Consider the following 14,217-nt stretch of genomic DNA (forward strand, 5'->3'; position numbering starts at 1 on the left):
GCGGTAACCCCCCCACTTCTAGCGGTCGCCAGAAGTGGAGCTAAGCGGCCATCGCCAACTTCATGGCAGGCGTGATGCCGCCGAGCGCCATATTCGGGCGCTCGTGGTTGTACGTCCATAGCCAGCGGGTGGCTTTGTCCTGCACCTGGTCGATGGTGTCGAACAGGGTGCGGGCGAGCCAGGCGTAGCGGATGGTGCGGTTGTAGCGTTCAACGTAGGCGTTCTGCTGTGGCTTGCCCGGCTGGATGTGCTCGACCCGGATGCCAAGCCGCTGTGCCCAGGACAGCAACGCGCCACTGATGTATTCAGGGCCGTTGTCGCAGCGGATCACGGCGGGCTTGCCGCGCCACTCGATGATCTGCTCCAGCGATCGGATCACCCGGGCTGACGGCAGCGACAGATCCACCTCGATCCCCAGCCCCTCGCGATTGAAGTCGTCGAGCACATTGAACAGCCGGAAGCTGCGGCCGTCGGCCAACTGGTCGTGCATGAAGTCCATCGACCAGACCTGGTTGATGGCCTCCGGCACCGCCAGAGGCTCGGGCCGCTCACGCACCAGCCGCTTCTTCGGCTTGATCCGCAGGTTCAACTCCAGCTCGCGGTAGATCCGGTAGACCCGCTTGTGATTCCAGCCAAAGCCCTTCACGTTGCGCAGGTACAGGTAGCACAGGCCAAAGCCCCAGTCGCGATGGGCGGTCGTCAGGCGGACCAGCCAGTCGGCGATCCGGGCGTTCTGCTCGCTGGCCTTGGCCTGGTAGCGGAAGCAGGTCTGGCTCACCGCGAAGGTCTGGCAGGCGTGGCGGATGTTCGTGCGCCCGCTCGTGACTGCCGATTGGGCCATCTCGCGTCGCTGAGATGGCCTCACCATTTTTTTGCGAGCGCTTCCTTCAGCAGGTCGGTACTGAGCTGCGCCTCGGCGTACATCTTCTTGAGCCGGCGGTTCTCCTCCTCCAACTCCTTCATGCGTGCGACCATGGACACGTCCATGCCGCCGAACTTGCTACGCCACTTGTAGAACGTGGCCGAGCTGATGCCGTGCTCGCGGCACAGCTCCGGCACGGGCGCACCGGCCTGGGCCTGCTTGAGCACGGCGATGATCTGGCTGTCGGTAAAGCGGGACTTCTTCATGGAACCTCCTCGGGAAAGGGTACGAGAAAATTCCACTTCTGGCGTCTGCTAATGGGCGGGGGGATTACCCTGCGACATGTGTTGGTTGATGGACGTCGGTGCCCGTGCGGATCGATGGCGCAATGACGGGTTAGAGCGTTCGAGCGATCGCCCAGGACGCGTGGTGTGGCTTGGAGAGCAGATGGCAGCATTTCCAAGCACCAAGATCGCGAACCAACAAGGTGCAACCGCACCAAGGCAGCAGTTGGCCGTTTGAGCCGCATTTTCCCTACCACCACTGCGGCCTATCTGTTTCTGCGCATACCCTGATTCGCATGCCAGCCACACGCTGCCGAACCCTGCGGACCGGGGCGAGCCGGGCTGGATGAGGGAATCGAGTGGCTGCGTCGGTCCGTGGCCAGTCCGCTGTTGAGCGATTGCATTGCTGCGATCATGGAAAATTGCAGCAGCGGTTGGCTATTTTTCCAGGCCTTGCAATTACGGTAACGCGCCAGGGAGTTGCCGGTAACTCGAACGGGCTGACTTACGAATCTGCCGGTAAGTCATGGAGATCGAAAGCCGAACTGCACAAGGCGAGTTTGATCGGTTTGCTGCCGGACTCAAGACATAATCCCGTGCTGCTGTGGGAAGCAAACCATACGTATACCTTCAGCAATGCCGTGCAATGGGCGAAAGGATCCAGGCTACGTTGCACCCGATTGGTGCGGCTCAGCCTGTCGCTACGCCGGTTATCCGCGTCGCTAGTCATGAGCCCGAGTGCCTGGACGCTGCTGGCGTAAAAGCCAGAGATCAGCTCGACAATCCTAAGAATCGGCACCGTGTGCTTGGGATTGGGCCCTTTCCGTAAGCACCAAGACATTCAAAGCATTCGGCCCGCCGCAAGATGAGTGCGACGGGCCGAATGCCGTTTAAGGGTCACAGGTTTTGGAGGGGCGCTTCGCGCATCGCTAGATGACGTGCCGCGATGCCATCGCCGCAAAGGTTGGCAGCCGCCGAGGCAGATGCCAACCTCCAGATCAGATCAAAGCATGTCCGGCGGCGGGGCGGTGGCCTTGGAGTGCTGCTTGCCGCGTGCATGTTCGATGGCAGTGCGCAGCTTGCGTGCAGCTCCGGTCACGGCAGAGGCCGTCGTTTCGGCGCTGTTGGTAGCCGCGATCGGCGGCAGGCCGGCGACGTGCGCCTCGATGCTGCAGGTTCGATCCGCCGCGCCGCCGCGCTGGCCGTTCTCATCACGCAAATGCACTTCCACACGGGTGATGTCGCTGGCGAAGTGGGCCAGCTGGGCGGTGCAGGTCTTTTCGACATGCGCCACAACGGACGGATCGTGCGGCACGTGCTTGTCGGTCTGGATCTGAATCTGCATAGAGGATCTCCTTCGCGGTCATCCGCTGCGTCTGCCGCAGCGGTGGCTCGATTCTGCGTCAGCGGCGTGTTGTCGCAAAGTGACAACGCGGCATGCCCATTCATGCGCGGGTTGGCTGAGTGGGCGCGCAGGTCCTTGGCAAAGCGCAGCGCGCGCTGGTTGGCGTTCTGCGCCGCTGAGCCGAGACCCGGTCCGCCTGCGGCCATGATGGCGTGACTGCGCCTTGGTTGCTGCGAAGCAGCAGGATGCCTGCGGCATGTGGGTCTGCTCCGCGCTATCGATCAGATCTTGCACTGTAAACGTCGTTGTACTTGCCGACAGTGTCCTCCCGGTCCTGTCCGAGTCTGTGAGTCATCGCGGCTGGGTTGCCTGCGGACGCGGCGCATTGCGTGCCGGTCGGTACGCTTGCGTCCGCATGAATCGACACCGCGGCGGTGATTGGCCCGATAGGAAGGTGCCTTAAAATGCCGGCACCGCGCGGTCCCGCGCTTGTGCGATGTCTGCCTGTGTCCGAATTTCGATCCGCGTCTGCCCGTTCGAGCGTGTTGCTGCGTGTGCTGCTGTGCTGCGCCTTGTGGCTTGTCCATGTGGGTGCTTTCGCCCAGGAAGAAGACACGCTGTTGGAGACAGCTCAGACGCAGTTGGACAATGCACAAAAGTCGCTGGACACAGCCGATGCCGCATTGGAAAAGGCCGACGACGAGCAGCTGCGTAAGCTGATTGACCAAGTGACAACGGCGCAGCGGCAGGTACAGGACCTGGCGCGCGAGCTGGATCCGCCACTCAAGCAAATCAGTTCACAGCTGGCCGGATTGGGGGATGCCCAAAGCGGCGAAGCGAGCGATCTGAAAAAACAGCGGGAAGCGCTAAAAAAAGAGCAGAGCGCGCTGGATGCAGAATTCAAACGCGCCAATCTTCTGGATTCCAAAGCGCGTGATCTGGCCGATCGACTTGAGCAAAAGCGCGCACAACTGTTCAGCGTGCAGATGTCCACGCGTGTGGCATCTCCTCTATCGCCGGCTCTCTGGAACCAGATTTCACAGCAATGGCCGGATGACCGCGCGCGTTTGCGAGCTTTGTATGATGAGGCAGCGCAGCTCCTGCGGAGTGGGACGGCCGCCAATGGTGTGGGCAGCCTGGTGACTGGCGCGCTGATCGCACTACTGTTGGCATTTCCGCTGCGCATTTTCCTGCGACATCTCGGTCGTCGCTATGCCGCCTCACGTGCGCCTGGGGGCCGTTTGCGCCGCTCCGGATTGGCCCTGTGGTTTCTGTTGATCGGAACGCTCAGTCTTGGCATCGCGGCGTGGGTGCTCGTCGAAACGGTTCGTGCCATTGCTCAGGTGCCGGCCGATTTGGATCAATTGCTGAGTGCTTTTGTCATTATCAGTTTCGTCGCTGCGTTTATCGGCTCGCTGAGCGCCAGCTTGTTGATGAAGCACCAGCCCACCTGGCGGTTGTTTCCACTGGATGACGCGACCGTCGATCGCCTGAGGCTGCATTGCTTGGCGACTGCGGCGGTGAGCTGGTTCAGCGGTATGGCGATGAAGCTCAACGAGGTGGCGCACACGAGCGATGCCGCAACCACTGCCACCGACGCAATTGCTGCGCTGTTGTATGCCGGTTTGATCCTGTCAGCCCTGGCTGGCCTGAGTCTGTCGCTGCGTGCACGCGCTGCGAGCGCCGGGCAAGCCAATGTCGACAGCAGCGAGCCACCACCTGTGGTGTCGCGAGGTGGCGGTTTCATCGTGCTGATCCGCCTGCTCGGGCATGTTGCGGTGATTGTGTCGCTGTTGGCTGCCCTGTTCGGCTATATCAATCTGTCGCTGTTTATCGCCCGGCAGATCATCTGGATCACGCTGATCTGCAGCCTGCTCGGGTTACTGGTGGTGTTCGCCGACGACCTGCTGACCTGGATCTTCAACCCGGACGGACGCTTTAGCCGTGCGCTGTCGCATGCCTCTGGTGCCGGCAGCGGGCGCCTGGTGCAACTGGGCCTGTTGCTGTCTGCAGTGGTGCGTGTCCTATTGATTCTGCTGGGCATTGCCGCATTGGTCACGCCTTATGGGGCCAACCTGTCCGCCGTGACCGGCTGGGCCGAAAACGTCTCGCACGGTATCAAAATCGGCAATGAGCTGACGATCACGCCGGCGGCGGTGGTGCGTGCGTTGCTCGTCTCCGTCCTAGGACTGGTCGTGGTCCATGTGGTGCAGAAGTGGCTGCTCAACACCTATCTGCCCAAGACCGAACTGGATGCGGGAGCGCGGAATTCGATCAGCACGGTGGCGCGCTATCTGGGCTGGTTGATCGTGGTGGTGTGGGGGCTCACGGCGCTGGGTCTGGATTTGAAGCGGTTGGCGCTGGTGTTGAGCGCACTGTCGGTGGGCATTGGTTTTGGTCTGCAGGCGATTACGCAGAACTTCGTGTCCGGGTTGATCTTGCTGGCCGAGCGTCCGGTGAAGATCGGCGATTGGGTGCGTATCGGCGATCAGGAAGGCGACGTGCGCAAGATCAGCGTGCGAGCGACCGAAATCCAGGTGGGCGACCGCTCCACGTTGATCGTGCCCAACTCGGAGTTGATCACCAAGAGCGTGCGCAACATGACGCTGTCCAATCCGATGGGCCGTGTGCAGTTGCAGTTCTCGGTGCCGCTGGAAACCGATGTGGCCAGGGTGCGCGACATGTTGCTGGCCTTGTTCGCCGAGCACGAGAAGGTGCTGGCCGAACCGGCGCCATCGGTGTTCATCGATTCGCTGGCCGGCGGGCACGTCAATTTCAACTCGTTCGCCTACGTGAGCAGTCCGCGCGATTCGTATGGCGTGCGCAGCCAGCTGTTCTTCGCGCTGCTGCAGCGCATGGCGACGGTGGGCATTGCGTTGCAGTCGCCGCAGGAGATCCGCTTCAGTCGTGCAGGGGCCGCCGTGGCACGCGAGGCCGGAGATGGTGCGCCTGCGTCGGATGACTGAGCTGGCGAGGTCGGCGAGGGCTGCGCAGCGGCAAGTCGGTCGGCTTGCGCTGATTGCACAACCATGCCCGACCATCGATGGACGCATGTCGGCACATCAGGAGCGATCCGCCACCGGGATGTCCTTGACCAAGGCCAGGTCGTCCACGCTGACGTCTTCGGTGTAATCAAGCCAGGCACGAATCTCCAGGTCTTCCACCGCATGTTCCAGGCCCACCGGCATGCGGATGCGCCCGGCGGCGTCGGGCACGACCCATTGCTGTGCCAGCACGACCTTACGTTCGGAGGACACCGCTTCCACCCAGAACGCGCGCGTGGGCCGGCGCTTGGCGTATAGCTCGAGCATGTAGCGGCCGGCATCGGTCTTGCGCGCAGCCTGGGTGAGCATGATCGGCTGACGCACGCGCGGACGCGGGCCCTGCTGGGTGGCTTCCAGCGGCGCGTCGACGGCGATGCCGCGGGTGAGGTCCGGGTCGCGATACAGCTTCATGCTCTGGTGGCGGTCCACCACCAGCGCACACCAGTCGCCATCGGCCGAGCCGTCTTCGAACGCCGTGCAGCGGTCCACATAGGCCAGCGTGCCTTTGGAATGCGTGCGGTCGAACTGACGCGAGGTGTTTTCCAGGTACACCGTTTTCAGGTTGGTGTCTTTGTCGTATTCCAGCAGCACCGGTGGGCGCACCTGTTGCACGCCGACCACCACATCGCCATTGCCATTGATGCGCAGCATGCGCGTACTGCGCCCGGTCCACAGCGTGCGCGCGTAGGCCAGGTAGCGCGGATAGTCCTTGCCGCTGTCGCGGCTGGCGGCCGCGCTGGCACTGGGTGGGGCATCGCGGGCCAGCAACGAGCGGCCAAAGCCCAGCGTGCGCATGCCTGGTTCCAGCAACTGCAGCAGCGTTGCGCCCGAATCGAGCGTGCTGCCTGCGCGCGTGTGGACCTGTTGTGGCGCGATGTCCTTGCCCAGGAACAACAGCAGGTTCTCGCGTTTCTGCTTGGCCAGCACGTCGCTCAGGTCGTTGGGCATGGCCAGATGATCGGAGGCGATGACGATGATGGTGTTTTTGCCATACCGGCTGCTGCGGATGCGTGCGACGAGTTCGCCGATCAAACGGTCGCTGCATTTGATTGCATGCAGCAGACCGATATCGCCCAGTGCGCTGTCGTACTGCTGGCCCTTGCACGCCAGTGGCAGGTGGCCGGCCGGATGGTGGGTGTCCATGGTCAGCGTGGTCAGCATGAAGGATTGGCCGGCACGCGACAGCGTCTGGAAGGTATCCCAGGCGTCGTCCAGCAGGACATCGTCGTGCACGCCCCATGCAGAAAAGTGCTTTGGCGCGACACCCTGGTCGTGGAAATGGTGCACGTCATGCACCACGTCGAAGCCATGGCTGGACAGGAAACGGCCCTTGCCGGCGAAGCTGGCATCGGCACCGCCCACGTAATGATTGCGGTAGCCCTGATCCTTGAGGTAATCGCCCAGGCAGCGCGCTTCGGGCAGGAACATGCCCATGCGGTCCATGCTGTTTTCATCGCCCGGCGCGGTGGTGAGCGGCACGCCGCACATCGAGGCGACCATGCCGGCGATGGTCCAGCCGCTGCCTTCGGCGGAGGCGAGATTGCGTACGTCCACCGCTTCGGTCGCAAGCGCGCGCAAATTAGGCATCAGGCCCGGAAACACCTGTTCGTCGAAGTAGGTGCGCTCCAGGCTTTCGCCGTAGATCCAGACGATGTTCTTGCGCTTGTGCAGCGGTTGCTGCGGCACCTGGTATTCCGGCACCACGGTGGCGTAATCGACCGGGCGCAGCTGGTAGTACAGGCGCTTGCCATCGCGATACAGCGGGCTTGCGGCGATGCCGACCAGCAACATGCCCACAAAGCCTGCGAACACGGCGCCGCCGTCACGCGGACGCTGGAAGCGGCGTACCCGCACCAGCAACAGCGGGCTCAGCGAGAGCAACAGCATGCCGACGAAAACCGCGATATAGCCGGAAAAGTCGCTGACGCCGGCGCCGTCCATGTCGGCGCGCAGGTGATACAGCGTGGCTGCATTGATACCGTCGCCGCTGAGCCGGTCGACCAATCCCCAGGCGCTGAGCAGCAGCAGAAAGAGCGACAACAGGCCAGCCTTGAGCCATGCCAGACGCGGAGAAGCGACCAACAGCCACAGCAATAGCAACAACGAAACCAACAACATCCAATGCATGCGCAGCGTCCGTGGGGGAATGGTGCGAGCGCGTACCGGACGCCTTGCTCGCCATGTCCTGTGCGCCACCTGCAATGTGACACCCGGATGACGGACTATGCCGCGCCGAAGCTGACTGAAATGTTTGTTGCAGACAGATCCGGCCTGACCTCCGGCCCAGCATCGCCGGACAGCGGCGACGCATCCGTGCGCACCAACCAGTGCGAAGATGCTGAAGCGCAGGTGGCGTCAGATCCCTTGCGCCCACGCGTGGTAGTGGTTGTGCTCGCTGCAGCGCTGCAGCGCTGCAGCGCTGCTGCACGTAGCGAGCAGGGGTGGGGACACGGTGGTGTGCGCAGGACGCCTGCAATTCGCTGCATCGAGCACGATGCAAGACGCACGAACGGAACTGGCGCTTTTCTTGCACCGTTCGCTGCGTGTCGTGCACGCATGCAATGCGGAGATCACAGGCGCTACCCCTGACGCGCAATCGCTCACACCTGCCTGCGCGGTTGAACGGACTGTCGACACGATAAGAAGCAGTCGTCACTGAACGTGGACAGCGCGCAGCAACCGTCGCTTACACGTCACATGCCGGTTCCGGCCGCGCCCGCCGGGTGCGTGCGGCGCGGTCTTGTCAGTGGCACTTGTTTACAGGTTGGTGACTGACGCAGACCCAATGCCTGACCGCAGGGCACCAAGGCGCCCACCTGCGGCAACCAGCCCTAACGACTAGCGGTGCCCACGCTCTTCGCGCGCTCGCACGCGGCGGTCGAACAGCAGCGCACTGACCACGATGCCCAGCCCCAGCACGACCCCGAGCAGGAACAGCACCATCGCAATAGCCGGGTAGCCCCATAGCTTCAAGCCGGTTTCGATGCGCATCATCTGCGCCGACGCCATGATCAGCGCAGCCGTGACGATGCCCGCCGCCACGCGGTTGGCGATCTTCTGCAGGCTTTCCATCAGGTGCGATTCTTCCAGCCCGGTGACGCGCATCTGCAGGCGGTTTTCCGCAGCCAGCGACAGGATCTCGGACATGCGGCGCGGTCCTTCGCGCACCAGGTGCTGCAGTTCCATCGCCTCGCTGGCCAGGTTGGCCGCGGACAGGGATTTCTTCAGGCGCGCGCGCATCACGTGCTGCAGATGGCGCTCGACGATGCGGCGGGTATCCAGCGTGGGCGACAACGCGCGGCACACGCCTTCCAGATTCAGCAAGGTCTTGCCGAGCAGGCTCAACTCCGGCGGCGTCCGCAAGCCGGTCGAGGTGGCGATGCGCACCAGATCCAGCACCACCCGGCCTTCGGAGGTGGCATCGTGCGCTGCGTAGCGCGCGATCATCTGCCCGGTTTCGCGCTGGTAGCGTTCTTCGTCGTAATCCTCCAGCCGCGTGCTCAGCGCAATGGTCTCTTCGGCCACTTCCTCGCCGCGCCCATCGACCGCGGCAAACAGCAACTTGAGCAGGCGCTCGCGCAGGCGCGGCGGCACATGCGCCACCATGCCCAGGTCGAAGATGGCCAGACGCCCGTCCTGCAGCACCCGCAAATTGCCCGGATGCGGGTCGGCATGGATTTCGCCATGCACGAACATCTGGTCCAGATACCCCTTGACCAGTTCCGCGGCCAGCTCGTCCATCGGCTGTTCGGTGCGGCGAAGACCGGAGATCTTGTCCACGCGCACGCCTTCGGCCAGCTGCATGGTCAGCACCTTGCGGCTGCTCAGGTCCCACACCGGTTGCGGCACCCACAGCAAGGGGAACGGCTTGAGGTGCTTGCCGAAGCGCGCCAGGGTTTCGGCTTCGTCTTCGTAGTTGAGCTCGGCGCGCAGGGTCTTGCCGAATTCGCCCAGCCAGTCGGCAAAGCGCACACGCCGGCCAATGCCGGTGAGACGGTCGGCGGCAGTGGCGAAGCTCTTGAGCACGTCCAGATCCGAACGCACCTGCGCGGCCACTTCGGGCTTCTGCACCTTGATCGCCACCGGCGTGCCGTCGCGCAGCGCAGCGCGGTGCACCTGCGCCAGCGAGGCGCAGCCCAACGGGACCGGGTCGAAGAACGAGAACGCCTTGTTGACCGAGACCCCGAGCTCTTCCTCGATGATCTGGCGGATGCGCTCCACCGGCACCGAACTGGTGTTCTCCTGCATGCGCTCCAGCGCGGTGGCAAATTCCGGCGGCACGATGTCCGGCCGGGTCGACAGCATCTGGCCCAGCTTGACGAAGGTGGGTCCGAGCGATTCCAGGTCGGAGACGAACTGGTCCGGGGTGCCTTCTGCAGGCACTTCGTATTCGTTGATGGCCGCCGGGTCCAGGTTCATGCCAGCGAACACGCCCGAGCCGCGGTAGCGCAACAGCAAGCGCAGGATCTGCGTGCGCCGGCTCATGCCGCCAACCACGGCATGATCTGCCGGGCTTGCGGCCGGGGCGCGGTGCGGGTCGTTCTGACTCAAGGCCATCTCCGGGGGCGTCATGCAGGCGGCGAGTGTGGCCAGCGACGGGTCGTCGCCTAGTGAATCCGCGCGCTCCCGCACACCGCAGGCAAACCTGCCCAAAGCGAGTACGAACGGCCGCAAGCGCAGGCGCTGCGGTGCCTGCATCGCTCTGCCAACAGCGTGCAACGACCGCGCAATGGCCGCTCATCACCCCACGCGGGTGCGGGATCGGCGAGAATTCGCGACCACCCCAGAAGGACCTTGCGCATGGCCGGTGCCAGCCTGTTCACCCTGCTCGACGACATCGCCACACTGCTGGACGACGTTTCCATACTGACCAAGGTTGCGGCCAAGAAGACCGCAGGCGTGTTGGGCGACGATCTGGCGCTCAATGCGCAGCAGGTCACCGGCGTCACGGCCGACCGCGAATTGCCGGTGGTGTGGGCGGTAGCCAAGGGCTCGCTGGTCAACAAGATGATCCTGGTGCCGGCGGCGTTGGCGATCAGCGCGCTGGAAGCGTGGCTGCGCGGGCGCGGCTACAACGTCCCGTTGGTGATGCCGCTGATGATGATCGGTGGCGCCTACCTGTGCTTCGAGGGCGTGGAAAAGCTGGCGCACAAGTTTCTGCACAACGATGAGCAAGAAGCACAGCGGCATGCCGAACGCACCCGCGCGCTGGCCGACCAGAACGTGGACGTGGTGGCGCTGGAAAAGGACAAGGTGAAGGGCGCGATCCGCACCGATTTCATCCTCTCGGCCGAGATCATCGTGCTCTCGCTGGGCGTGGTCTCGGAGGTGTCCTTCGGGCAGCAGGTGGCGGTGCTGGTGGCCATTGCGCTGGCGATGACCATCGGCGTGTACGGCGTGGTCGCCGCGATCGTGAAGCTGGACGACCTGGGCCTGTACCTGACCAGGAAGGGCGCCGCGCTGGCGGCCCTGGGTCGCGGCATCCTGGTGGCGGCGCCGTGGTTGATGAAGTTCCTGTCGGTGGCCGGCACGCTGGCGATGTTCCTGGTCGGCGGCGGCATCCTGGTGCACAACATCCCGGCGCTGCATCACCTGGTGGTGGATCTGGCCGAGTCGTCCGGCAGCATGGGCTGGCTGGTCGAGGCGCTGGGCAACATGCTGGTGGGCGTGGTCGCCGGTGCGCTCGTGCTCGGCGCGGTGATGCTGTTTCAGAAGCTGCGCGGAGCCAAGCCCGCGCACTAAAAAGTCGAAACGTGCCCCTGACATTACACATCTTCGGCAAGCGTGTATTTCAGGGGTTAAAAAACGTCTGTTAATCCTTGACAAACGTCACGATCTGCTTGGATGATCGAAAAACCAAGGACGCCTCAAGAGACATGCAATGAGCATCTGCCGTGCAGGGATTGCGCTGGTCGTAGGACTATTCTTTTGTGGTTTGGCAAACGCTCAATCCAATGTCAAAGCGCCTTGGGAGGAGTACGACAAATTAATTCACAACCGACAGGCATTGACGGCGCTGGGGCCAACGCTATTTGGTGACCAGGTTGATCTTTACAGCGGGACGTTGAGTTTTTCGAATGTCGATGTGGATGTGCCAGGCAATTCCCTGGCGATCAGCATAGGCCGTAGCCTGACGGTTACCAACCGGCAGGGATATAGTCTCAACGATCTCTCTTTCGCTGATTGGGACCTGGAAGTGCCACGCCTAACTGGCGTTTTTGCCAGTACAACCGGTTGGGCAAGTGCGTGCACTCACAACGGTAACGGCCAGCCTCCCACCGCTACATCTGCAAAGGGGGCGGTGTTCCAGGCGAGTGAGTATTGGCATGGCAATCAACTCATCATCCCTGGGCGCGGCCGACAAGACATGCTTGTCGCCAACAACGCCAGTCTGCCCAAGCCGACGAGCGGCGGTCCCTACACCTGGGTCACTCCCGATTTCACGTATTTTTCCTGCATTCCCAAGCAAAAGAATGCGTCCAGCGAAGGGTTTTTGGCGATCAGTCCGGACGGTGTGAGGTACTGGTTCGACTGGCAGGCTCAGTACATGGAGCCTACGCTCCAGCGTCCCACAAGCGGTGGCACCAGCGATCTGGGTCGGCGCCAGGCCGTTCTCTATGCGACCCGTGTCGAAGATCGTTTCGGAAATTGGATCACTTACAGCTACAGCAATGCCTCAAATGCACCCGCGCGGCTCAATTCCATTTCCAGTAGCGATGGTCGATCCGTTGCGCTGACCTACAACCAGCGTGGACATATCTCCCGCATCACCAGCGGGACGCAGACATGGATCTACAACTATACCTATCCCTCAACCCAATTTGGCTATCTGACCGCAATCGATCTGCCCGATGGCAGTCGCTGGTCGTTTGACCTGGCTGCATTAGGAGCAGCGGCAATCGTCTACGAGCAACCAGTGTCTCCAGAAGATATTGTCCGTACGTGCGGTTACCCTGGTTTCATCGTCAGTCCCCCAGATGCAAGGGGGGCGATCACCCATCCCTCCGGCGCGGTGGGCGAGTTCACGGTGTCTGTGATCGGTCGGGGGCGTTCGAACGTTCCGCGTGTCTGCAACAACTACACCACCCCGAACAATAATCCCAACGATGACGTTGCGCGCTACGCGATGACCTATGACAGTTTCGCGCTTACTCGGAAGCGCCTGTCCGGCCCTGGCATCGATCCGGCGGAATGGAACTATGCCTATGGCGGTGTCGCCTCGTTTGCCCCAGGCACTGGTCCCACCTGTACCAGTGGCGATTGTGCGGCGGTGGTGTGCAAGTCCGAGAGCTGTTCCGGCACCCAGGTGACCGAAGTCACTGAGCCCGAGGGCATCTGGGTTCGCTACACCTTCGGCAATAGCTACCGCTACAACGAAGGAAAACTTCTAAAGGTGGAGCGCGGCTCGGGTCCCGCTGCCATCCAGCAGGTCGAGACCACCAATTACCTCTGGCCGTTCGACGGCCAGCCATTCGCTGCCAAAATCGGCAGCACACAGCAGGACCGGGGCGACGGCTTTTCGTCCGAGTACCTGCGACCCGAAAGTGCAACGAGCGTTTCCCTGGATGGCGTCGTCTTCAATCGCAGGGTGGATGCGTTCGATGCGATGGCTCGCCCGCTGACGACGACCAAATGGAGCAGCCTGGGATTCAGTCGCCAGGACACGGTGACCTATCATGACCAGCCGGCGCTTTGGGTGATGGGGCAATCGCTGCGCCAGCTCAACACCACCACCGGAAGGGTCGTCAGCAATACGGACTACGACTCCGCCACCGCGCTCCCGTTGCGACACTATGCCTTCGGCAAGCTGCAGCAGACACTTACTTACCATGCCAACGGCATGGTCGCGAGCGTGGCCGACGGTGCAGGCAACACCACGGCGATTCCATCGTGGAAACGCGGTATTCCCGAATCCATTCGCTACGCCGACGGTGCTGTCGAGTCGGCGGTGGTCGACGACATGGGCTGGATCAACGCCACCACCGATGAAAATGGCTATTCCGGCTCATACAGCTACGACGCGATGGGGCGGCTGGCGCGTCTAGGCTATCCCGCTGGGGACAGCATCGCCTGGAATCCGGTGGTCTCTGACTTTCGGATTGTCGCCAGCGCCGAGGTTGGCCTTCCTGCCGGACACTGGCGTGTCATCACGACCCAGGGAAACAAGCGGGTTACCAGTCATCTCGATGCGCTTTGGCGTCCGGTACTGGAAGAAACAGTCGACCAGGCCGATCCGGGCGGGACGGCGGTGCAGGTCATCAAGCGTTACGACCGGGCAGGGCGCCTGGCGTTCCAGTCCTATCCGCAACGCGGCATCTCTGCGTACACCCAGTCCGTCCCAGGAACGCGAACCCAGTACGACGCATTGGGGCGGGCGATCCGTGTGGAGTACGACGCCGAGAGCGGTGTGCTGGCAAGTACCACCGCGTACCTGGCGGGGTTTCAGCGCAGAACCACCAATCCCCGCGGCAATGCGACGACCGAGCGCTTCCAGGTCTTCGATCAGCCCAGCTACGCAGCGCCTGTAGGGATCGACGAACCGGAAGGCGTTTCGACCACGATCAGCCGCGACGTCTTCGGTAAGCCGTTGGAGTTGGTGCGCTCTGGGCCTGGCCGTTAGTCGGGCTGCAATCGAATGAATCAGGATGCCGTTAGGCCTGGATGGGCGTAGCGGCACGCGTT

General features: G+C 62.8%; 8 protein-coding genes. 4 read left to right on the forward strand and 4 right to left on the reverse strand.

From position 1 onward, the window contains the following. Positions 1-40: 40 nt before the first annotated feature. Positions 41-1,128 (reverse strand): IS3-like element ISXac2 family transposase gene (locus ACCQ15_RS02110; RefSeq protein ID WP_089504397.1). Its coding sequence is split into 2 segments (ribosomal slippage): positions 41-876 and positions 876-1,128, totalling 1,089 coding nucleotides; the frame shifts between segments, so codons are not numbered across the junction. Between the two features lie 377 nt (positions 1,129-1,505). On the opposite strand from ACCQ15_RS02110, the gene ACCQ15_RS02115 reads away from it, so the two are divergent. Further along, the gene (locus tag ACCQ15_RS02115; RefSeq protein WP_506187848.1) at positions 1,506-1,907 is read left to right on the forward strand and encodes a hypothetical protein; all 402 of its coding nucleotides are present in this window, start codon (positions 1,506-1,508) and stop codon (positions 1,905-1,907) included. A gap of 242 nt (positions 1,908-2,149) precedes the next feature. Here ACCQ15_RS02115 and ACCQ15_RS02120 read toward each other — a convergent pair whose 3' ends face one another. Beyond that, on the reverse strand, positions 2,150-2,491 hold the full coding sequence (locus ACCQ15_RS02120; protein ID WP_007974834.1) for an HPF/RaiA family ribosome-associated protein: 342 nt from the start codon (positions 2,489-2,491) through the stop codon (positions 2,150-2,152). Between the two features lie 464 nt (positions 2,492-2,955). Between ACCQ15_RS02120 and ACCQ15_RS02125 the strand changes: the two genes are divergently transcribed. Then, positions 2,956-5,457, forward strand: a complete 2,502-nt coding sequence (locus ACCQ15_RS02125) for a DUF3772 domain-containing protein (protein ID WP_206516367.1) — start codon at positions 2,956-2,958, stop codon at positions 5,455-5,457. 96 nt (positions 5,458-5,553) lie between these two features. Here ACCQ15_RS02125 and ACCQ15_RS02130 read toward each other — a convergent pair whose 3' ends face one another. Together ACCQ15_RS02130 and ACCQ15_RS02135 are read right to left on the reverse strand one after the other, a co-directional pair. Next, complete coding sequence (locus tag ACCQ15_RS02130; RefSeq protein WP_280294165.1) at positions 5,554-7,662, reverse strand: phosphoglycerol transferase I; 2,109 nt, start codon at positions 7,660-7,662, stop codon at positions 5,554-5,556. Between the two features lie 711 nt (positions 7,663-8,373). Then, on the reverse strand, positions 8,374-10,092 hold the full coding sequence (locus tag ACCQ15_RS02135) for an ABC1 kinase family protein (RefSeq protein WP_003486453.1): 1,719 nt from the start codon (positions 10,090-10,092) through the stop codon (positions 8,374-8,376). 243 nt (positions 10,093-10,335) lie between these two features. Between ACCQ15_RS02135 and ACCQ15_RS02140 the strand changes: the two genes are divergently transcribed. Together ACCQ15_RS02140 and ACCQ15_RS02145 are read left to right on the forward strand one after the other, a co-directional pair. After that, positions 10,336-11,277 carry a DUF808 domain-containing protein gene (locus tag ACCQ15_RS02140; protein WP_031420813.1) on the forward strand — a complete coding sequence of 314 codons (942 nt, stop codon included), beginning with the start codon at positions 10,336-10,338 and terminating at the stop codon, positions 11,275-11,277. A gap of 139 nt (positions 11,278-11,416) precedes the next feature. Then, on the forward strand, positions 11,417-14,155 hold the full coding sequence (locus tag ACCQ15_RS02145; protein ID WP_228735503.1) for an RHS repeat domain-containing protein: 2,739 nt from the start codon (positions 11,417-11,419) through the stop codon (positions 14,153-14,155). The last annotated feature ends 62 nt before the right edge of the window (positions 14,156-14,217 follow it).

The organism is Xanthomonas sp. NCPPB 1754, from assembly GCF_041475725.2.
Lineage (GTDB): Bacteria > Pseudomonadota > Gammaproteobacteria > Xanthomonadales > Xanthomonadaceae > Xanthomonas > Xanthomonas euvesicatoria.